This is a genomic window from Microbacterium sp. TPU 3598 (assembly GCF_002356155.1).
Taxonomy (GTDB): Bacteria; Actinomycetota; Actinomycetes; order Actinomycetales; family Microbacteriaceae; genus Microbacterium; species Microbacterium maritypicum_A.
On the sequence record NZ_AP017975.1, the window covers coordinates 1,681,080 to 1,701,246 of the forward strand.

General features: G+C 68.1%; 17 protein-coding genes, 1 tRNA gene and 1 other RNA gene. 15 read left to right on the forward strand and 4 right to left on the reverse strand.

Features of this window, described 5'->3' with window-relative positions; translation table 11 throughout:
• Window positions 1–29: 29 nt before the first annotated feature.
• On the reverse strand, window positions 30–2,756 hold the full coding sequence (aceE, locus tag MST3598_RS07975) for a pyruvate dehydrogenase (acetyl-transferring), homodimeric type (RefSeq protein WP_096359512.1): 2,727 nt from the start codon (window positions 2,754–2,756) through the stop codon (window positions 30–32).
• Window positions 2,757–2,909: 153 nt separating this feature from the next.
• Here aceE and MST3598_RS07980 point away from each other — a divergent pair.
• The 6 genes from MST3598_RS07980 (at window position 2,910) to MST3598_RS08005 (ending at window position 7,867) form a co-directional block, all read left to right on the forward strand.
• A tRNA-Val gene (locus MST3598_RS07980) sits at window positions 2,910–2,982 on the forward strand.
• A gap of 51 nt (window positions 2,983–3,033) precedes the next feature.
• Window positions 3,034–3,639, forward strand: coding sequence for a hypothetical protein (locus MST3598_RS07985; RefSeq protein WP_051671194.1), 606 nt, complete (start codon window positions 3,034–3,036; stop codon window positions 3,637–3,639).
• Between the two features lie 166 nt (window positions 3,640–3,805).
• Window positions 3,806–5,236, forward strand: coding sequence for a PepSY-associated TM helix domain-containing protein (locus MST3598_RS07990; protein ID WP_029260264.1), 1,431 nt, complete (start codon window positions 3,806–3,808; stop codon window positions 5,234–5,236).
• 75 nt (window positions 5,237–5,311) lie between these two features.
• A complete protein-coding gene (locus MST3598_RS07995; RefSeq protein ID WP_029260265.1) occupies window positions 5,312–5,869 on the forward strand; it encodes a dihydrofolate reductase family protein in 558 nt (185 codons plus the stop codon).
• Between the two features lie 82 nt (window positions 5,870–5,951).
• On the forward strand, window positions 5,952–6,839 hold the full coding sequence (locus tag MST3598_RS08000; RefSeq protein ID WP_029260266.1) for a TIGR01777 family oxidoreductase: 888 nt from the start codon (window positions 5,952–5,954) through the stop codon (window positions 6,837–6,839).
• A gap of 74 nt (window positions 6,840–6,913) precedes the next feature.
• Window positions 6,914–7,867 (forward strand): L-lactate dehydrogenase, encoded by a 954-nt coding sequence (locus MST3598_RS08005; protein ID WP_021200718.1) that lies wholly within the window; start codon window positions 6,914–6,916, stop codon window positions 7,865–7,867.
• 34 nt (window positions 7,868–7,901) lie between these two features.
• Here the strand turns inward: MST3598_RS08005 and MST3598_RS08010 are convergent, their stop codons facing one another.
• A complete protein-coding gene (locus MST3598_RS08010) occupies window positions 7,902–8,666 on the reverse strand; it encodes an SDR family oxidoreductase (protein WP_029260267.1) in 765 nt (254 codons plus the stop codon).
• 100 nt (window positions 8,667–8,766) lie between these two features.
• Between MST3598_RS08010 and MST3598_RS08015 the strand changes: the two genes are divergently transcribed.
• Entirely contained in the window at window positions 8,767–9,603 is an 837-nt protein-coding gene (locus tag MST3598_RS08015) for a helix-turn-helix transcriptional regulator (RefSeq protein WP_029260268.1), read from the forward strand.
• An 11-nt stretch (window positions 9,604–9,614) separates the two neighbouring features.
• Here the strand turns inward: MST3598_RS08015 and MST3598_RS08020 are convergent, their stop codons facing one another.
• A complete protein-coding gene (locus tag MST3598_RS08020; protein ID WP_036271811.1) occupies window positions 9,615–10,463 on the reverse strand; it encodes an aldo/keto reductase in 849 nt (282 codons plus the stop codon).
• Window positions 10,464–10,505: 42 nt separating this feature from the next.
• On the opposite strand from MST3598_RS08020, the gene MST3598_RS08025 reads away from it, so the two are divergent.
• From MST3598_RS08025 to MST3598_RS08045, 5 genes are all read left to right on the forward strand, one after another.
• Window positions 10,506–10,928, forward strand: a complete 423-nt coding sequence (locus MST3598_RS08025; RefSeq protein WP_096359514.1) for a YchJ family protein — start codon at window positions 10,506–10,508, stop codon at window positions 10,926–10,928.
• A gap of 36 nt (window positions 10,929–10,964) precedes the next feature.
• Window positions 10,965–11,699, forward strand: coding sequence for a zinc ribbon domain-containing protein (locus tag MST3598_RS08030; RefSeq protein WP_029260271.1), 735 nt, complete (start codon window positions 10,965–10,967; stop codon window positions 11,697–11,699).
• Between the two features lie 22 nt (window positions 11,700–11,721).
• Window positions 11,722–13,422, forward strand: coding sequence for a bifunctional 3'-5' exonuclease/DNA polymerase (locus MST3598_RS08035; protein WP_029260272.1), 1,701 nt, complete (start codon window positions 11,722–11,724; stop codon window positions 13,420–13,422).
• A 43-nt stretch (window positions 13,423–13,465) separates the two neighbouring features.
• Window positions 13,466–13,822, forward strand: an RNA gene (gene rnpB / locus MST3598_RS08040) — RNase P RNA component class A.
• 122 nt (window positions 13,823–13,944) lie between these two features.
• Window positions 13,945–14,523: a hypothetical protein gene (locus MST3598_RS08045; RefSeq protein ID WP_021200711.1), complete on the forward strand. Its 579-nt coding sequence runs from the start codon at window positions 13,945–13,947 to the stop codon at window positions 14,521–14,523.
• A 263-nt stretch (window positions 14,524–14,786) separates the two neighbouring features.
• On the opposite strand, the gene ppgK is transcribed toward MST3598_RS08045, so the two are convergent.
• Window positions 14,787–15,533 (reverse strand): polyphosphate--glucose phosphotransferase, encoded by a 747-nt coding sequence (ppgK, locus tag MST3598_RS08050; protein ID WP_021200710.1) that lies wholly within the window; start codon window positions 15,531–15,533, stop codon window positions 14,787–14,789.
• A gap of 68 nt (window positions 15,534–15,601) precedes the next feature.
• Between ppgK and MST3598_RS08055 the strand changes: the two genes are divergently transcribed.
• Genes MST3598_RS08055 through MST3598_RS08065 form a run of 3 tightly spaced genes read left to right on the forward strand, consistent with a single transcriptional unit; the run spans window position 15,602 to window position 20,151 of the window.
• Window positions 15,602–15,826, forward strand: coding sequence for a hypothetical protein (locus tag MST3598_RS08055; RefSeq protein WP_021200709.1), 225 nt, complete (start codon window positions 15,602–15,604; stop codon window positions 15,824–15,826).
• A 2-nt stretch (window positions 15,827–15,828) separates the two neighbouring features.
• Complete coding sequence (gene glnA / locus MST3598_RS08060) at window positions 15,829–17,166, forward strand: type I glutamate--ammonia ligase (RefSeq protein ID WP_021200708.1); 1,338 nt, start codon at window positions 15,829–15,831, stop codon at window positions 17,164–17,166.
• A gap of 9 nt (window positions 17,167–17,175) precedes the next feature.
• Window positions 17,176–20,151 carry a bifunctional [glutamine synthetase] adenylyltransferase/[glutamine synthetase]-adenylyl-L-tyrosine phosphorylase gene (locus MST3598_RS08065; RefSeq protein WP_029260274.1) on the forward strand — a complete coding sequence of 992 codons (2,976 nt, stop codon included), beginning with the start codon at window positions 17,176–17,178 and terminating at the stop codon, window positions 20,149–20,151.
• Window positions 20,152–20,167 lie beyond the last annotated feature (16 nt).

Here is a 20,167-nt window from a genome sequence, read left to right on the forward strand (position 1 = left end):
CGGAAGGAGGAGAACCTGTCACCGAGGGCTCAGCTTTCGCCGCCCGCGTTGCCGCTGGTTCCGGCGTTCACATCGTGCAGGCTGTACTTCTGGATGGCCTGCGCGGCGAGAGAACGGTCGACGACCCCGTCTTCGGCGAGCGACTGCAGCGTGCGGACGACGATCGACGGGCCGTCGATCTTGAAGAAGCGACGAGCCGCGGCCCGCGTGTCGGAGAAGCCGAAGCCGTCGGCACCGAGCGTGGCGAAGCGGTTCGGCACCCACGGGCGGATCTGGTCCTGCACAGCGTGCATGAAGTCGCTGACCGCGACGACCGGACCCTCGGCACCCTGCAGCTTCTGGGTGAGGTACGCGGTGCGGGGCTCTTCCTCCGGGTGCAGGAAGTTGTGCTCGTCGGCGGCGAGGCCGTCGCGGCGAAGCTCGGTCCAGGACGTGACCGACCAGACGTCGGCGATCACACCCCAGTCGTTCTTCAGCAGCTGCTGAGCCTCGAGTGCCCAGGGAAGACCGACGCCCGACGCGAAGAGCTGGGCGCGGGGGCCCTCGCCCTCGCCGACCGAAACGCGGTGGATGCCGCGCACGATGCCGTCGACGTCCACGTTCTCCGGCTCCGCCGGCATGACCATCGGCTCGTTGTAGAGCGTGATGTAGTACATGACGTTGGGGTCTTCGTGGTTGCCGCCGTACATGCGCTCGAGACCGGAGCGCATGATGTGCGCGATCTCGTAGCCGTAGGCCGGGTCGTACGAGACCGTCGCCGGGTTCGTGGCGGCGAGCAGGTGCGAGTGGCCGTCTGCGTGCTGCAGGCCCTCACCCGTGAGGGTGGTGCGACCTGCCGTGGCGCCCATGATGAACCCGCGGGCCATCTGGTCGCCCGCCGCCCACTGGGCGTCGCCGGTGCGCTGGAATCCGAACATCGAGTAGAAGAGGTAGATCGGGATCAGCGGCTCGCCGTGCGTGGCGTAGGAGGTGCCGGCCGCGGTGAACGCTGCGAGCGCACCCGCCTCGTTGATGCCGACGTGCACGATCTGGCCCTGCGGGCTCTCCTTGTAGGCGAGGAGGAGCTCGCGGTCGACCGACGTGTAGTGCTGGCCGTTGGGGTTGTAGATCTTCGCCAACGGGAAGTAGGCGTCCATTCCGAACGTGCGGGCCTCGTCCGGGATGATCGGGACGATGCGGTGGCCGAAGTCCTTCGAGCGCAGCAGGTCCTTCAGCAGACGGACGAACGCCATGGTCGTGGCGATCTCCTGCGTGCCGGAGCCCTTCTTGGGCAGGGCGTACGCCGAGTCGTCCGGCAGTGACAGTCCGACGTGGGTGGAACGGCGCTCCGGCAGATAGCCGCCGAGCGCCTGACGACGCTCGAGCATGTACTGGATCGTCTCGTCCTGGGGGCCCGGGTTGTAGTACGGGGGCAGGTAGGGGTTCTCCTCGAGCTGCGCATCCGTGATCGGGATGTGCATCGCGTCGCGGAACGTCTTGAGATTGTCCAGCGTCATCTTCTTCATCTGGTGGGTCGCGTTGCGGCCCTCGAAGTGCGGACCGAGGCCGTAGCCCTTGACGGTCTTCGCGAGGATGACGGTGGGCTTGCCCTTGTGCTCGGTCGCCGCCTTGAACGCGGCGTAGACCTTGCGGTAGTCATGGCCACCGCGCTTGAGGTTCCAGATGTCCTCGTCGGAGTAGTCCTTGACGAGGGCCGCGGCGCGCTCGTCGCGTCCGAAGAAGTGCTCGCGCACGTAAGCGCCGGACTCGGCCTTGTACGTCTGGTAGTCGCCGTCCGGGGTGACGTTCATCAGGTTGAGCAGTGCGCCCTCGGTATCGCGGGCGAGCAGGTCGTCCCATTCGCGACCCCAGACGACCTTGATGACGTTCCAGCCCGCACCGCGGAAGAACGACTCGAGCTCCTGGATGATCTTGCCGTTGCCGCGCACCGGACCGTCGAGGCGCTGCAGGTTGCAGTTGACGATGAAGGTGAGGTTGTCGAGGCCCTCGTTGGCGGCGACCTGCAGCTGGCCGCGGCTCTCGACCTCGTCCATCTCGCCGTCGCCGAGGAAAGCCCAGACGTGCGACTGCGAGGTGTCCTTGATGCCGCGGTTCTCGAGGTACTTGTTCGACATCGCCTGGTAGATGGCGTTGATCGGCCCGAGCCCCATCGACACGGTCGGGAACTGCCAGTACTCCGGCATCAGACGCGGATGCGGGTACGACGGGATGCCGTTCGGGGCGTGTGACTTCTCCTGGCGGAAGCCGTCGAGCTGGTCTTCGCTCAGACGTCCCTCGAGGTACGAGCGGGCGTAGGTGCCGGGCGAGGCATGACCCTGGATGAAGATCTGGTCGGCGCCGCCGGGGTTGTCGGCACCCTTGAAGAAGTGGTTGAAGCCGACCTCGTACAGCGCGGCCGACGACGCGTACGTCGAGATGTGTCCGCCGACGCCGATGCCGGGGCGCTGCGCGCGGTGCACGGTGATCGCGGCGTTCCAGCGGATCCATGCACGGTAGCGACGCTCGACCTCTTCGTCGCCGGGGAACTCGGGCTCGTTCTCCGAGGCGATGGTGTTGATGTAGTCCGTCGTCGGGACCATCGGCACGCCCAGGTGCAGCTCCTTCGAGCGCTTGAGCAGGCTGAGCATGATCTCGCGGCCGCGGCCGTGGCCCTTGGCATCCACCAGCTCATCGAGGGACTGCTGCCACTCGCCGGTCTCCTCCGGATCGCTGTCGAGGGGGCCCTGGGAGTACGGATCCTGGTCGTGCACGGTCACGGGGGAACCTTTCGTCAAGCTGGCAGGTCATGCCAAGGAAACGGGAAGCGACACGGGCAGCCTTGTCAGCTGTGCACAACGCGCGCCGGATTCAGCCTATCCCTCTTCTACGACACGGGTGCGCACCGGGCTCCCGATAGACTGACGACACCAGGGCCTTTAGCTCAGCTGGTAGAGCGCCACGTTTACACCGTGGATGTCGTCGGTTCGATCCCGGCAGGGCCCACCCCAGATCACGAGCTCCACCCTGTCGCCGCGGCGATGACAGGATGGGAACATGATCCCGTCGAGGAAGAGCGCACTCGTGCGTGGCTTCTCCTCGGCGTCTCTCGCGACGTTCGCGGCGCTGGCCGGCCACGTGACCGGCGGCGGACAGATGCCGGGCCCGTTGGGCATCCTGGTGCCCTGGATCTTCTCCCTCATGATCTGCGTGCTCCTCGCGGGCCGGAAGCTCTCGGTGATCCGATCGAGCATCTCCATCGCGATCAGCCAACTCCTGTTCCACCTCCTGTTCGTCCTGGGGACGATCGAGCCCTCGGGGCGATCCCTCGGTCACGTGCACGGCACTGCCATGCTTCTGCCCGGTGCTTCCGCCACGGCGGAGTTGGTCGTCGCCGACGCGACCATGTGGATCGGACACCTGTCGGCGGCGATCGTGACGGTCGCCGCCGCGCATCGCGGTGAGCGGATGCTGCTCGCGCTGCGAGACCTCGCGATTCGGGTGGTCCTCTGGGTGCGTCGTCGGGTGGCAGCGGCGTTGGGCGCCCCCGCGATGCTCGACCTGCGTGAACCCGGCGTCTCGCCGCGTGGTCGTCGTCTGCGTGAGTCGTCGACACTCGCGAGTCTGCGGGGCCGGGCTCCGCCGGCGCACGGCGTGAGCTGATCCGCACCGGCTCGTCTGCGGCCGGTGTGTTCCCGCTCTGGGCGCCACGCGCGCCCAGAGCCTCCTGAACGACCGTCGGTGTCGTCCGTCTGCGCCCGGGGCATTCCCTTCTTCCGGGTGTGCACGACGATCCATCGGCGACCCCTCACATCCGGAAAGCACCACCATGACCCTCACATCGTCCGAATCCGCCCCACACTCCCCACACTCCCCACCCGCCACGTCCCGTCGACGCGGATGGTTCGTCCCTCTGCTGCTCCGTCTGCACTTCTACGCGGGCATCCTCGTCGGGCCGTTCATCCTCATCGCCGCCGTCAGCGGCGCCCTGTACGCGCTGACCCCGCAGCTGGAACAGGCCGTCTACGCGGAGCAGTTGCGTGCACCCGACACGCAGACCTCACTCACCCTCGCGGAGCAGATCGAGGCCGCCGCCGACTACCGTGGCGACCCCTCCGGACTCCTCGCTGTGCGGCCCGCACCCGAACCCGGCGACACCACACGGATCATGTACGCCGAGGACGGGCTGGGACCGAGCGAATCCAGGGCCGTGTTCGTCGATCCCGGAACCGGAGAGATCCGCGGCGATCTGGTCGTCTACGGCACCAGCGGCGCGACGCCGCTCCGCACCTGGATCAGCAATCTCCACCGCAACCTCCACCTGGGAGACGCCGGACGTCTCTACAGCGAACTCGCCGCCTCCTGGCTCGGGATCGTGGTCGTGGCGGGTCTGGCGCTGTGGATCGTCCGCATCCGGAAGTCCCGTGCGAAGAAGGACCTCCTTCGCCCGAACCTCGCCCACAAGGGCTACCGCGGGATGCTGGGCTGGCACACGAGCATCGGGATCTGGGTCATCCTCGGTGCGCTCTTCCTCTCCGCCACCGGAATCACCTGGTCGCAGTATGCCGGGAACAACGTCAGCAGTCTTCGCGCCGCACTCGACTGGGGCACGCCCTCGATCGAGACCAGCCTCGACGGCGGAACCGCGTCAGCGGATGAGCACGCCGGCCACAACGGCGCGATGACCGCACCGACCGGCGCCGCCAATCCTGCTACCTTCGACGCGATCCTCGCGATCGCGCAAGAAGAGAACGTCAACACGGGGCAGGTCGAGATCAAACCACCGGCAGAACCCGGCACGGCATGGACGATCCGCGAGATCAAGAGCAGCTTCCCCACGGAAGGCGACTCCCTCGCGATCAACGGGATCACCATGCAGGTCGTCGACCGGATCGACTTCGCGGACCTCCCGCTCGCTGCAAAGCTCGCCAGCTGGGGCATCAATGTGCACATGGGGGTGATGTTCGGACTCGTCAACCAGGTCGTGCTGTTCGTCGTCGCGGTCGGACTCGCCGCGATGGTCGTGCTCGGTTATCTCCTGTGGTGGAAACGGAGGACGCCGCGTGTCACGGGCCCCGTCGTCGGGGCCCCACCCTGCCGCGTGCTGCCGACGGCACCGTGGTGGGGGATCGGAGCGGTGGGAGTCGCCGCCGTTCTCATCGGCTTCTGGCTTCCGCTCGTCGGATGGACACTCCTCGGCTTCGTGATCCTCGACACGGTCATCGGCGTCACGCGTTCGCGAGGCACCAAGGGCGGGTGAAGGCAGCCGATGAGCGGCGAGGCGACCGCCCGAGAACCCCTGGCGGTCGCCTCGCCGCAGACCTATGCTCCCCGCATGGGACTTCTGACCTTCAGCATCAACGTCACCCTCGACGGCTGCGTCGATCATCGTGAGGGGATCGCCGACGACGAGACCCACGCCCACTTCACGCGACTGCTGCAGGAATCCGGTGCGATGCTCTGGGGCCGGACCACCTACGAGATGATGGAGGACGCCTGGCCGGCGGTCGCCCGCGGTGAGGTGGACGCTCCACGCGCGCTGTACGACTGGGCGGTCGCGCTGGACGCGAAGCCGAAGTATGTGGTCTCGTCCACGCGAGACGACTTCCCCTGGGTCAACAGCCATCGCCTCGTCGGAGACCTGCGCACGAGCGTGCAGAGACTCAAGGACGACACCCCCGATGGTGTCCTGCTCGGCAGCGGGATGCTGGCGAGCGAACTCGATCGCCTGGACCTGATCGACGAGTACCGGTTCCTCGTGCACCCCCGGATCGTGGGTCACGGCCCGACCCTCTATCAGGACGGACTGCCAGGAACACGCCGTCTCGAGCTGATCTCCGCCACACCGCTTCGCAGCGGGGTCCTAGCGACGCACTATCGGCGGGCCCGCTGAGACCTGACCTCCGGGGAGCGAGGCGGCGCGTACGCTGGACCGCACGACACGATTCGGCGATCGGACAGGGGAGTTTTCACACATGGCGGGACGTATCGTCATCAGCGGGGCATCGGGCCTCATCGGCACCGCACTCGCCGCATCGCTCCGCGCGGATGGGATCGAAGCCACCGCTCTGGTCCGTCGGATCCCGCGATCGGAGGACGAGGCGCAATGGGCGCCGGGGGAGAGCGCACTCGACCCCGAGGTTCTGACGGGCGCAGACGCGGTCGTCGCCCTCGGCGGAGCCAGCGTGGGACGGCTGCCCTGGACACGCGGCTATCGTCGGGAGCTCGTCGACTCGCGGCTCCAGGCGACGCGTACCCTGACCACCGCGCTTCGGGCACTGCGCTCCGACGCCCCGGCGCTCGTCTCGGCATCCGCCGTCGGGTACTACGGCTCCGCCCCCGGTGAGATCCTCACCGAGGACTCGGCCGCAGGGCAGACCTTCCTGGCCGATCTGACCGTGCGGTGGGAAGCCGAAGCGCGACGTGCGGAAGACCACACCCGGGTCACCCTGCTCCGTACCGCGCCGGTGGTGCACAGACGCGGAGTCCTCAAGCCCCTCATCCAGCTGACCCGATTCGGCGTCTCCGGGCCGTTGGGCCGCGGCACGCAGATCTGGCCGTGGATCTCGCTCGATGACGAGGTGCGGGCGATCCGCCACATCCTGGACGCCAAGATCGTGGGGCCGGTCAACCTCACCGGACCCACTCCGGCCTCCGCGAACGACATCGGTCGTGCGCTCGCCGCGCGGATGCATCGGCCGTTCTGGCTGCCCGCGCCGGCCTGGGCGCTGCGCTGGGCTCTCGGGGACGCTGCGGAATCGCTGTTGCTCCCCGACGCCGATGTCCGGCCGCAGGTACTGGAGCGATCCGGATTCCGGTTCACACACGCGACTGCGGCGGAGGCTGTCGCCGCCGCGCTGTGACGTCGTCGAGCGGGACGGCATTCTTCCGGTGAGACCCCTCCCGGATCGGGGTGCCGCACTGCAAGACTGTGCGCATGGAGATCATCGAGAACTCGAAGCTCACGGTCGTCGGTGCGGGAAGCGTGGGATCGAGTGTCGCCTATGCGGCACTGATCCGTGGCTCTGCCCGGCACGTCGCGCTGTATGACATCGCGACCGAAAAGGTCGAGGCCGAGGTGCTCGACCTCGCCCACGGCACGCAGTTCACGGGCTCCAGCGACATCATCGGCGGCAGCGACATCTCCGTCGCGGCCGGTTCGCACGTCGTGGTGATCACGGCCGGGGCCAAGCAGAAGCCCGGCCAGACCCGCATCGAGCTCGCCGAGGTCAACGCGGGCATCATCCGCCGCATGATGCCCGATCTGCTCGAAGTCGCACCGAACGCCATCTACGTGATCGTCACGAATCCCTGCGACGTGCTGACGGTGATCGCACAGGAGGAGACGGGGCTTCCGCCGGAGCGGATCTTCGCCTCGGGAACCGTGCTCGACACGTCGAGGCTGCGGTGGAAGCTCGGTGAGCGCGCCGGAGTGTCGACCGCCAGCGTGCACGCCCACATCATCGGCGAGCACGGCGACACCGAATTCCCGCTCTGGTCCCGCGCGACGATCGGCACCGTGCCGATCCTGGAGTGGGAGACGCCGGGGCACCCGCGCTTCACGCTCGACGAGCTGCAGGAGATCGCGGTCGACGTGCGTGACGCCGCGTACAAGGTCATCCAGGGCAAGGGAGCCACGAACTATGCGATCGGCCTGTCGAGCGCGCGCATCGTCGAGGCGATCCTGAGCGACGAGCATGCGGTGATGCCGGTGAGCACGGTGCTGCGCGACTTCCACGGGCTCGACGGTGTCGCCCTCTCGGTGCCGTCGATCGTGAGCGCGGCGGGTGCCGTGCCGATCCGGAACACGTCGTTCTCCGACGGTGAGCTGGCGTTGCTGCGTCAGTCCGCCGACGCCCTCACCGCCGCGGCTGCCACCCTGCGTCCCTGAGGGCGCCGGGCTCGGAGGCCCACGCCCTCCGTTCTCAGCGACCGTGAGGGTCGGTGCGATTCAGCGTCGCGACGACCTGGTCGTAGTCGCCGCGGGCTTCGCCGTAGCGGAGGAACTTGACCCGCTCGACCTGGATCTCGGTGGCGTCCGGCTGCGACTCGATCAGCATCATGACCTCATCGATGAACTCGTCGAGCGGCATCGCCGACTCGTTTTCCTCGTGCCCGGGCATGAGTGGCGTGCGCACGGCCGGCGGCTCCAGTTCGAGCACCGACACGCTGCTCCCCTCGAGCTGCAGGCGCAGAGACTCGCTGAGCATGTGGATGGCGGCCTTGCTGGCGTTGTAGGTCGGGGTCACCCGGAGCGGGGCGAACGCGAGCCCGGAGGAGACCGTCATGATCGTCGCATCCGGCTGCGCGCGCAGGTGATCGATGAAAGCGGCGATGAGCCGGATGGGCCCGAGGACGTTCGTGGTCACCGTCTCCTCGGCGGTGGCGAGGAAGCCCGACGGGGTCGTCCAGTCCTCTGCCCGCATGACGCCGGCCATGGTGATGAGCACATTGAGATCAGGGTGCTCGGCGAGCACAGTACGGGCAGCGGCCTCGATGCTGCGCGCGTCGGCAGTGTCGATGCGGATCGTGTGGATGCCGGGGTGCGCGGTCGCGATGGCCGCGAGGCGGTCCTCGCGGCGTCCGCCCACGATCACGGTGTTGCCCCGATCGTGCAGGCGCAGCGCGAGGGCGAGGCCGATACCGCTCGTCGCTCCCGGGATGAAGATGGTGTTTCCGCTGGTGTTCATGCGACCAGCCTCGGCCTCCTGGCACCGTCCATCCAGAGAGCGGACATCCAGGGATCGGGGATCCCTGGAACCGGGGTCGACAGCGGGGGATACTTCAGGGGTGGATCGTGATGCACTGGCCGAATTCCTCCTCCGTCGGCGGGAGGCGCTGAGGCCCGTCGACGTCGGGCTCCCGGCGGGGCCGCGACGACGCACCGCGGGACTGCGCAGGGAGGAGGTGGCGCAGTTGGCGACCATGTCGACGGATTATTACGCCCGTCTGGAGCAGCGGCGTGGTCCGCAGCCGAGCGTGCAGATCCTCGCCGCGCTGGCCCGGGCTCTGCGCCTGACCGAGGACGAGCGCGACTACCTCTTCCGGCTCTGCGGCCACAGTGCCCCCGATCGTGCACACATCACGGAGTACGTACGCCCCGGCATCCTCCGCGTGCTCGACCGACTGCACGACACCCCGGCCTTCGTCGTCTCCGTCCTCGATGAAGTGTTGGTGCAGAACGATGCGTCCCGCGCGCTCGTGGGCGATGCGAGTGCACTCACCGGGCTCGACCGCAGCGGCATCTACCGCTGGTTCGCGTATCCCGACGTCGAACGGCGTCGGTATCGCGAGGCCGATCACCCGCGACAGGCCCGCGCCCTGGTCGGGTCGCTGCGTGCCGCGCACGGCGTGATGGGCGCCCGATCCCGCGCCGGGGAGATCGTCGCAGAGCTGACCGCCCGGAGCCCGGAGTTCGTCGAGCTGTGGGACGCCCACGTGGTGAGCCGTCGGTTCGAGCAGCACAAGGTGATGGTGCATCCGGAACTGGGCGAGATAGAGGTGGACTGTCAGGCGCTCTTCACCGAGGATGAATCGCACGCGTTGATCGTTCTCACCGCCGCACCCGGAAGCGAATCGGCGAGCAAGCTCGAGTTCCTGCGGGTGCTGGGTACGCAGAACGTCTGACGCGATCGGCGTCAGGACTCCTCGTGCGTCCGCGGGTCGGCGTCGAAGAGGCGTCCGTCCGCGCGTCCCAGCGCAGTGATCGCCGCGACCTCGGCATCGTCGAGCACGATCTCGGCGGCTGCGAGGTTCGCCACCTGGTGTGCGAGCGACGACGCCTTCGGGATCGACACCGTGCCGCGGGCGACGTGCCACGCGAGGACTGTCTGCGCGTTCGTGATGCCACGGGCCGCGGCGATGTCGTGGATCACCTGTTCGTCGAAGAGCTCCTTCGCACGACCCAGCGGACTCCATGCCTCGGTGAGGATGCCGTGCTCTCGGTGGTAGGCGAGCTGCTCTTCCTGCGGGAAGTACGGATGCACCTCGATCTGGTTGACGACGGGCCGCACCCCGGTCTCCTGCTCGATGCGTTCCAGGTGCTCCGGGAGGAAGTTCGACACGCCGATCTGCCGGACGACACCGCGGGCCTGGGCATCGACGAGCGCGACCCAGGCCTGGACGTACTCGTCCTGGAGGGGGTTCGGCCAATGGATGAGGTGCAGGTCCGTCACATCGAGACCGAGGCGGGAACGACTCTCCTCGATGCTCGTGCGCGCCTTCGCCGAGGGATGGTGGCGGCCGGGGAGCTTGGTGGTCACGATGATCTCGGAGCGATCGACCTCCGAGGTGGCGACCCCGCGCCCGACCGAGCCCTCGTTCTCATAATTGAACGCCGTGTCGACCAGGCGGTAGCCCGCGCCGATGCCGCCGCTGACGGCCTCCGCCCCGACATCGCCGTGGAGTCCGTAGGTGCCGAGGCCGATGGCCGGGAGGGCGAACCCGTTGTGGGCGGTGAACGAGGGGACGACGGGCTGAGTGGTCACGATGCTCCTTCTTGGCCTTTTCGTCGAGCGTACGCTGAGGGGATGACAACGGAGGCGGAGATGGCGCCGGATGACGTCGTGATCGACGACGGGTCACGCTGCCCGTGCTCGTCCGGGGACACGTTCGGCGCGTGCTGCCGCCCGATTCTCGATGGAGCCGCTGCTCCGACGGCGGAGCGTCTGATGCGTTCGCGTTACACGGCCTTCGTCGTTCAGCACGCGGCGCACCTTCTGCGCAGCTGGCATCCGACGACGAGGCCGGAGACGATCGATTTCGAGCCCGACCTCGAGTGGCGGCGGCTGGTCCTCATCGATCGCGTGGCCGGAGGCCCCTTCGACCGCGACGGCGTGGTGGAGTTCGAGGCGCTCTGGCGTCAGGGAGCAGCGAGGGGGTCGCTGCACGAGCGCAGCCGCTTCGTGCGGGAGGACCGTCACTGGTACTACGTCGACGGCGACGTGCACTGATGGGCGGATGTCGTGACAGCGACTAGATTTGAGAGCGTGAACGCCAGCCCCGAGAACCAGCGCACCCTGCTCGACATCGCCGACCTCGATCGGCGCATCGCGCAGACCGAGCGTGCACGAACGAAGCCGAGCCAGGCGGGGCGGATCACCGAGCTCGTCGCGATCCGCCAGGAGCAGCTCCGCGAGCTGACCTCTCTCGCCGGCACCCGCGACGATGTGCGCACCGAGCTGAAGCGCCTGGAATCCGATGTCGCCGTCGTCGAGGCACGACGGAATCGCGACGCGGAGCGGCTCGCCGCATCGACGAACTCCAAGGACGCGCAGGCGCTCGAGCACGAATTGGCGAGCCTCGCCCGCCGGCAGAGCGACCTCGAGGACGCCGAACTCGATGTGATGGGACGGCTCGAGGAAGCAGAAGCCGCCCTCGCCGCGCAGCAGGCACTTCTCGACACCACGACGGCGGAGGGTTCCGCGCTGACGGCGCAGGCGAAGGCGGATGTCGCCGCGGCCACCGAGCTCGGTGCACAACTCGCCCGCGATCGGGCTGCCGTTGCGGAAGGCGTGGCGCCGGAGCTGCTGGCCGAGTACGCACGCCGTGCCGCGAACAGCGCGGGCGCCGCGCTGCTCACTCGCGGCACCTGCGAAGGCTGCCGCATCCTGCTCCCCAGCACCGACCTGAACGACATCCGTCGCGCGGCCGATGATCTCGTGGTCTCATGTCCCGAATGCGGCTGCATCCTCGTGCGCACCGAGGAGTCCGGGCTCGCATGAGCGGCGCCTGCGCGCGCCGGCGATGACGACACCGGCGTCGGGCGTCGAGAGACGCATCGCGCTGATCTCCGTCGGGCCGCGGGAGTACGCGGCGATCGAACTCGACGGGAAAGACCGAGAGCAGGACCGCACGTTTCTGCGCGCCGATGATCTCGCCGCGTGGGTTCGTTCGGTCGAGGATTCCGATGCTCCGCGATGGATCATGCGCTCCGCCGCGGAAACCTATGCGCTTCTCCTCGGCCACGGAGTTCGGATCACGCGCAGCCATGATCTGGTCCTGTGCCACGCCATCCTGCGGGACACCTCGTCGGTTCCGAGCCCGCTTCCGGCATCGCCCGATTGGGAGCGACGCGAATCTGCCGCAGCGGTCCCATCGCTGTTCGACGTGTTCGACGATGTCGTCGATGACGATGCGGTCGCCGTGACGCTCGATCAGTACCGGGTGCAGCGCGACGTGATCGCTGCTGCACCGGACGGACGTCTCACACTGCTGTGCGCCGCCGAATCGGCGGGTGGCCTGATCGCCGAGGAGATGCGGGTCGCAGGGTTGCCCTGGGACGCGGGCGTGCACGATGCGATCCTGACCGACGCCCTGGGGACGCGTCCGGTCGCCGGGGGAGTGCCGAGCCGCATGGTCGAGCTCGGCGATCGGGTGCGTGAGCTCCTCGGTGACTCGTCGCTCCACCTCGACAGCCAGCAGAAGCTGCTTCGGGCGCTGCATCGCGTCGGCATCCAGGTGGAGTCGACGAGTCGGTGGGAGCTCGCCGAGCACGATCATCCGGTGGTCGAACCGCTGCTCGCGTACAAGAAGCTCTCGAGACTGCTCAGCGCGAACGGTTGGGCATGGCTTGCGGAGTGGGTGCACGAGGGACGATTCCGTCCGGTGTACATCCCGGGCGGCGTCGTCACCGGGCGCTGGGCCTCGGCTGGCGGTGGGGCGCTCCAGCTGCCGAGGAGCCTGCGCCCCGCAGTGCGGGCGGATCCCGGATGGACTCTGGTCGTGGCAGACGTCGCGCAGCTGGAACCCCGGATGCTCGCCGCGATGGCGGCCGATGAGGCGATGGCCCGGGCCGCCCGGGGGAGTGATCTCTACGCCGGAGTCGTCGCCTCCGGTGCGGTCGCGACTCGGGAGGAGGCGAAGTACGCGGTTCTCGGAGCGATGTACGGAGCCACGACGGGCGACAGCGGCCGGCTGGTTCCGCGCCTGCGCAAGGTGTACCCGCGCGCGATGGCGCTCGTCGATGCCGCAGCGCGCACGGGAGAGGACGGTGGCATCGTGTCGACCTGGCTCGGCCGATCCTCCCCGCGGCCATCGGTGGAGTGGATGCGGCTGCAGTCGGAAGCGACCGACGCGGACGCCGACCCGGCGGTCGTGGCTCTCGCGCGACGCAGAGCACGCGACTGGGGGCGGTTCACCCGGAACTTCGTGGTGCAGGGCACGGCTGCCGAGTGGTCCTTGATCTGGTTGGCGGAGATCCGTCATCGGCTGCAGCAGATCCCCGAGGTGTTCGCCGAGGCTGCGGCATCCGGTCCGTTCGCACGCGCGCCGCACCTCGCGTTCTTCCTGCACGACGAGGTGATCCTGCATGTTCCGCTCGAACATGCCGAGGCCGCTGCGGAGGCCGTGCGAGAGGCAGCGGCCACCGCGACGACGAGACTGTTCGGCTCTTTCCCGATCGATGTGCCCCTCGACCTGCGCATCGCGGAGTCGGCGGAGAAGTAGTCGCAGGCCGGGGGATCCGGAGAACGTAGACTGGAGACGCGAATGGGTCGACTGGACGGCCGCGTTGCGGGTGACCGCACCGAGGAACGTCCGGGCTCCTCAGGGCAGGACGGTGGGTAACGCCCACCCGGAGCAATCCGCGAGAAAGTGCCACAGAGAGTAGACCGCCCCGCAAGGGGTAAGGGTGAAAGGGTGGTGTAAGAGACCACCGGGGGCCATGGTGACATGGCCCGCCAGGTAAACCTCGTCCGGAGCAAGGTCAGACAGAGGATGTTGACGCGGCTCGCCGAGTCCTCGGGTAGACCGCTAGAGTGCCACGGCAACGTGTCGCCGAGAGAGATGGCCGTCGAAGGGGCGAAGAACCCCGGAACAGAACCCGGCGTACAGGTCGGCCCATTCGCATTCACGATCTGAGCAAGTTCATTTCGATTCTGTACGTCGAGGTGGCGCGTGGGGACCTCGCAGTGACACGCTCGGCGTTCGCTGCTGGTTCGTATGCCGGCTGCCCTGTAGCGTTCGTTCATGTCGTACCGCACGCCCGCCGCGACCACGGCGCTTCTCCTCGGCTTATCCACCGCAGCGCTCACCGGCTGTGGCGCGCCGACCCCGGGAGCCGTCGAGTCACCTGCCGAGGCTCAGCCCACCCTGGCACCGAGCATCCAGCCGACGTCGGGCGCCGACCCGGTCCCCGCGGCCACACCCCAGTGCCGGCGGCCAGGCGGAGATGGGACGATCTCCAACGGCGAGCCGCTGGACGTCGGTCTGTACGACGGCATGGTCGACCTGGGATCGCGCGCAGGAGCGAATGGGACCGTCGTGTCCGCGGATGACGGCTCGCTCGCGTCGTACCTGGTCGCGTCGGGCGACTACAAGGATGCGATCCTCGAACGGCTTTGTCTCGGCCCGTACTCGTACGAAGCCCTGAACGCGGTTCGTCGCGGGAGCCTGCACTCTGTCGACCCCACGAACCAGACGTACCTGACCCCGCTCTACGCCGGTGACACGCTGAACCTCAGCCCGTACACGATCACGAGTGTGGGGGATGTGAACGGCGAGGTGCACGCGTACGAGACCACGTTCGTCCTGCCGCCGCAGCGCTGACCGGCCGCGGGCGTTTTGCCCCCGGACGAGAGGCGGGACGTCGCCCGTATGAGTCGGGCCATTCACCTCCCCGGACTTGGTCGACCCACCCCCGGTGGGTGCACGAGGATTCGGTGACCTCCGCGAGGCTCGCGGGGGGTGGATCTGCCCACCGAAGACCGCCAGGGGGTCCACCATCCAGCGGCTGATCGTCCCCGAAGGCGAACGAAGGCCCCGATGACTGCAGAGTCAGCGGGGCCTTCGGGTGTCCGGCGTCGTGGCGATCAGTCCCCGGCCAGGGACGCCGCACCGATGATGCCGGAGTTGTTGCGGTGGATCGCCGGGACGATCGGGGTCTTGAGATCGAGAAGCGGGAGGAAGTCGCCCGCATTCTTCGACACGCCGCCGCCGACCACGAACAGGTCGGGGCTGAACAGGAACTCGATGTGCGAGTAGAACGCCTGCAGGCGCTCGGCCCACTCGGCCCAGGTGAGGTTCTCGCGCTCGCGCGCCGAGGTCGCGGCGTACGTCTCGACCGACTCGTACTCACGGAAGTTCAGGTGCCCGAGCTCGGTGTTCGGCAGCAGCACACCGTCGTAGAGGAAAGCCGATCCGATACCGGTGCCGAGGGTCGTCAGAAGGGTGAAGCCGCGCACGTCCCTGGCGGCGCCATGGCGGGCCTCCGCGACGCCGGCGGCATCGGCGTCGTTGACGAAGACGATGTTGCGGCCGAGGCCGTCCCGGAAGAACCGCTCCGCGTCGAAGTCGATCCACTCCTTCGAGACGTTCGCGGCGGAGAGGGTCTTGCCGCGCTTGACGATCGCCGGGAAGGCGACACCGAGCGGAAGGGTGGAGTCGTGGACGTCGAGCGTCTTCAGAACGGTCTGCACGGCGTTGAGCACATCCTGCGGCGATGCGCCCTCGGGAGTGGGGACCCGCACCCGGTCGGATGCCATGATTCCGTGCTCGAGGTCGACGATTCCTGCTTTGATACCCGTGCCGCCGATGTCGACGCCGATCGCTTTTGCCATGGGCGATAGCTTAGCGACCGCGGTGCGCGCCAGTAGGATCGATGACATCACGTGAAGAAGGGGCAGACATGTCTGACGGCGACCACAAGTACTGGTACAACTCCACGACCGGCGAGATCGAGTTCGGCATGATCTCGCCCTCCATCGACCGCATCGGTCCGTTCGACACGGAGGCCGAGGCCCGCCGTGCGCCCGAGGTCGTCAAGGAGCGTTCGCGCGCCTGGGCCGAGGAAGAGGCCGTCGAGCAGGGCTGGGATGTCAAGGGCGACGCAAAGGGCCAGGGCGCAGAGTAGCCATGGACAAGCAGAGGGACTTCGTCCTCCGGACCATCGAGGAGCGCGGCGTCAAGTTCGTGCGGCTGTGGTTCACGGACGTGATCGGCACGCTCAAGTCGGTGGCCATCGCGCCGGCCGAGGTCGAGGGCGCCTTCGCGGAGGGCATCGGGTTCGACGGTTCGGCGATCGAGGGGCTGACACGCACCTACGAATCCGATCTGCTCGCGCAGCCCGATCCGACGACGTTCCAGACGCTGCCCTGGCGCGGGGAGATCGATCCGACCGCGCGCATGTTCTGCGACCTGACGACGCCCGACGGGCAGCCGGCCGTCGCCGACCCGCGTCACGTGCTCAAGCGCACGCTCGCGAAGGCCGCGGACGCCGGATTCACGTTCTACACGCATCCGGAGATCGAGTTCTATCTGCTGAAGTCCTCCTCGTTCGGTCCCGACGGCCCCGTGCCCGTGGACTCGGCCGGATACTTCGACAATGTTCCCGGTGGCACGGCGCACGACTTCCGCCGCCGCTCGGTGCGGATGCTGGAAGACCTCGGCATCTCCGTGGAGTTCAGCCACCATGAAGGCGGCCCCGGGCAGAACGAGATCGATCTCCGTTACGCGGACGCACTCACGACAGCCGACAACATCATGACCTTCCGCACGGTGATCAAGGAGGTGGCGATCGAGCAGGGCGTCTATGCGACGTTCATGCCGAAGCCCCTCAGCGACCAGCCCGGCAGCGGGATGCACACGCACATGTCGCTGTTCGAAGGCGACCAGAACGCCTTCTACGAAGAAGGCGCCAAGTACCAGCTGTCGAAGACAGGGCGGCACTTCATCGCGGGCCTGCTCCGTCATGCGAACGAGATCTCTGCAGTCACCAACCAATTCGTCAACTCGTACAAGCGCCTGTGGGGCGGCGACGAGGCGCCGAGCTTCGTGACCTGGGGCCACGCCAACCGCTCCGCTCTCGTCCGCGTGCCGATGTACAAGCCCAACAAGAGTCAGTCGTCCCGCGTGGAGTACCGGGGCATCGATTCGGCGTCGAACCCGTATCTCGCGTACGCACTCCTGCTCGCAGCGGGGCTCAAAGGCATCGAGGAGGGATACGATCTCCCGCCCGAGGCCGAGAACAACGTGTGGTCGCTGAGCGACGCCGAGCGGCGTGCACTGGGCTATGAGGCGCTGCCGGCGAGTCTCGACCATGCCCTGGAGTACATGGAGGCATCCGAGCTCGTCGCGGAGACGCTGGGCGAGCAGGTCTTCAACTACGTGCTGCTCAACAAGCGCAAGGAATGGGAGGCCTACCGAGGTCAGGTCACCCCGTTCGAGCTGAAGAGCAATCTCGAACTGCTCTGATCCGCACAGATGGCGCGTCCTGACGATTCGGTCTCCCTCTCCGCGCTGGCGAGGCTCGGCTTCTCCGAGTTGAGTGAAGCCGCGGCCTCCCTCGCTGAGCTGGCGGCCATTCTGGATCAGCCGCGCTCGGTCCTGCTCGAGGCGGCCGACGCCGCTGACCCCGATGCAGCCGTGCGCGGACTCCTGCGGGTGGCGCGCCGCGACGAGGAGCCGTTGCGGCGGCTGCTGGTCGACGAGGAGACGCGTCGGCGGGTGTGGCGGGTGTTCGGCGCGTCGGAAGGGTTCGCCGAGTTCTTCTTCCGCCACCCGGATCAGCTCTCGGTCCTGGAAGGGCCGATCGTCGGGCTGCCCTCGTCGGCGGAGCTGCAGGAGCGCCTGCTGGCTGCGGTGGGCGCGGAAGACGGCTTCGCGCAGTCGGGCGACGATGATGCGGTCGTCGCGATCAGAATCGCGTATCGTCGGCATCTCGCCGCTATCGCCGCCTATGATCTCTCGCATCCGCACCCGGAGTCGATCGTCGGACCGGTGTCTGCGGCGCTGGCGGACATCGCGGGTGCCGCCCTCGAAGCGTCGCTCGCCGTCGCCAGGACCAGACTGCAGGCATCGATGGGCCGTGCGGAAGTGGCCGCGACGCGTCTCGCCGTCATCGGGATGGGCAAGGCCGGGGCTCGCGAGCTGAACTACGTCAGCGACGTCGATGTGATCTTCGTCGGCGGGAGTAGCGACGAGGAGATCCTCTCGGAGGCGCGGGCGATCGATATCGCCACGCGACTCGCGCGCGAGACCATGCGCAACCTCGACGCCATCGAGGTGGAGCCGCCGCTGTGGGAGGTGGACGCCGCTCTCCGCCCCGAAGGCAAGCAGGGTGCACTGGTCCGCTCGCTCGCGTCGCACCTCGCGTACTACGACCGCTGGGCGAAGAGCTGGGAGTTCCAGGCGCTGCTCAAGGCCCGTCCGATCGCGGGAGACGCCGAGCTCGGGGGCGAGTACATCGCCGCGGTGCAGCCGAAGATCTGGTCGAGCGCGGCGCGACAGGACTTCGTGGAGAGCGTGCAGCGCATGCGGGAGCGCGTGATGGAGCACATCGATCCCGAGGATGCGCCGTATCAGCTGAAGCTCGGAGCCGGCGGTCTGCGAGACATCGAGTTCACGGTGCAGCTGCTGCAGCTGGTCCACGGTCTCACCGACGAATCGCTGCGCACGCGTGGAACCCTCGAGAGTCTCGACGCACTCGTCGAGGGCGGCTACATCGGGCGCGTCGATGCAGCCGCGTTCGCCGACGACTATCGTCTGCTGCGGCTCATGGAGCACCGCCTCCAGCTCAGGGAGCTCAGCCGCACGCATCTGATGCCGCGCACTCCTGCCGGTCTTCGGATCCTGGCGCGAGGCACCGGACTGGCCGAGAGCGGCGAGGGCGTGTGGGCGCGCTGGGAGAGCGTGCGGCGCGAGGTGCGCGAGATCCACACCCGCCTGTTCTACCGGCCGCTGCTCAGCGCCGTCGCCGGGCTGCCGGAGGAGGAGCGCACGCTCTCCGCAGCCCAGGCGCACGACCGCCTGGCGGCGATCGGGTTCCGTGACCCGGCGGGAGCTCTCCGGCACATCGGCGCCCTCACGAGCGGACTGAGCCGTAAGGCGACGATCCAACGCCACCTGATGCCCATCATGGTGCGGTGGTTCGCGGACGGCAGCGACCCCGACTATGCGCTCCTCGCATTCCGGCGCATCAGCGAGCGTCTCGGGGACACTCCCTGGTTCCTGCGGATGCTGCGGGACTCCTCAGGGGCCGCCGAGAGTCTCACCCGCCTGTTGTCATCCTCACGCTACGTCGGGGAGCTCCTGGAGTGGATCCCCGAATCCGTGGCATGGTTGGACAGCACGGGGCGTCTGCGCCCTCGGGGCGCGGCAGCGCTCGACGAGGAGGCTCGTGCGATACAGACGCGTCATGAGTCCATCGGCGATGCGCTGCGCGCCGTCAGGGCGCTGCGACGGCGTGAGCTCCTGCGCACCGCTATGGGAGCAGTCCTCGACGTCCTCACCATCGAAGAGGTGGCCACCGCACTCACCGAGATCACCGAGGCCACGATTCAAGCCGCCCTGCGCGCGGTGATCCGCGAGGTGGTCCCGCTCGAAGACGAGGCGTTGGACTTCGCCGTCATCGCGATGGGACGGTTCGGTGGCGCCGAGCTCGGCTTCGGGTCCGACGCCGACATCCTCTACGTGTACGACGCGAACGGCGTCGATCCGCAGCGGGCTCAGAAGCTGGCGACGCAGATCGTGGCGGGCCTGCGGGAGCATCTGACCGATCACCGCCTTCCGCTCGACCTCGATGCTGACCTCCGACCGGAGGGACGCAACGGGCCCGTCGTCCGCTCCATCGAGGCGTACACGGAGTACTACCGACGCTGGTCGCTGTCCTGGGAGGCGCAGGCCCTGCTCCGCGCCCGCGGCGTCGCCGGGAGCGCGAAGCTGATCACGCGGTTCACCGCCCTGGCCGACTCGATCCGCTATCCGGAGTCCGTCGATCTGCAGGGCACACGTGAGATCAAGCGGATCAAGGCCAGGGTCGAGGGGGAGCGGCTGCCGCAGGGCGCCGATCCGCGGCGTCACCTGAAACTCGGTCCCGGCTCGCTCAGCGACGTGGAGTGGCTGGTGCAACTGCTGCAGCTGCAGCATGCGCACGCGGTTCCCGGGTTGCGCACGACGTCGACGCTCGGTGCCCTCGAGGCTGCCGTCGCCGCTGATCTCGTCTCCGAGGAGGACGCGCTGCGCCTTCGTGAAGCCTGGCTCCTGTCCAGCCGTCTCCGCTCTGCGATCACCCTGCTCACGGGGCAGACGAGTGACGTGCTGCCGGCGGATCGTCGACAGCTCGACGCGATCGGCAGGCTCCTGGGCTACCCCGATCGATCGGCGACCGAGCTCGAAGAGGATTACCTCGGGGTCACCCGACGCGCACGGAAGACCTTCGAGCAGCTCTTCTACGGCTGAGTCCGCAGCCTGAGTT

Bases quoted from the DNA above. Each gene is read 5' to 3' on its own strand.
- MST3598_RS07985 (WP_051671194.1), top strand. From the start codon at position 3,034: ATGATCCCGTCGAGGAAGAGCGCACTCGTGCGTGGCTTCTCCTCGGCG.
- MST3598_RS07990 (WP_029260264.1), top strand. From the start codon at position 3,806: ATGACCCTCACATCGTCCGAATCCGCCCCACACTCCCCACACTCCCCA.
- MST3598_RS07995 (WP_029260265.1), top strand. From the start codon at position 5,312: ATGGGACTTCTGACCTTCAGCATCAACGTCACCCTCGACGGCTGCGTC.
- MST3598_RS08000 (WP_029260266.1), top strand. From the start codon at position 5,952: ATGGCGGGACGTATCGTCATCAGCGGGGCATCGGGCCTCATCGGCACC.
- MST3598_RS08005 (WP_021200718.1), top strand. From the start codon at position 6,914: ATGGAGATCATCGAGAACTCGAAGCTCACGGTCGTCGGTGCGGGAAGC.
- MST3598_RS08010 (WP_029260267.1), bottom strand. From the start codon at position 8,666: ATGAACACCAGCGGAAACACCATCTTCATCCCGGGAGCGACGAGCGGT.
- MST3598_RS08025 (WP_096359514.1), top strand. From the start codon at position 10,506: ATGACAACGGAGGCGGAGATGGCGCCGGATGACGTCGTGATCGACGAC.
- MST3598_RS08035 (WP_029260272.1), top strand. From the start codon at position 11,722: ATGACGACACCGGCGTCGGGCGTCGAGAGACGCATCGCGCTGATCTCC.
- MST3598_RS08045 (WP_021200711.1), top strand. From the start codon at position 13,945: ATGTCGTACCGCACGCCCGCCGCGACCACGGCGCTTCTCCTCGGCTTA.
- ppgK (WP_021200710.1), bottom strand. From the start codon at position 15,533: ATGGCAAAAGCGATCGGCGTCGACATCGGCGGCACGGGTATCAAAGCA.
- MST3598_RS08055 (WP_021200709.1), top strand. From the start codon at position 15,602: ATGTCTGACGGCGACCACAAGTACTGGTACAACTCCACGACCGGCGAG.
- glnA (WP_021200708.1), top strand. From the start codon at position 15,829: ATGGACAAGCAGAGGGACTTCGTCCTCCGGACCATCGAGGAGCGCGGC.
- MST3598_RS08065 (WP_029260274.1), top strand. From the start codon at position 17,176: ATGGCGCGTCCTGACGATTCGGTCTCCCTCTCCGCGCTGGCGAGGCTC.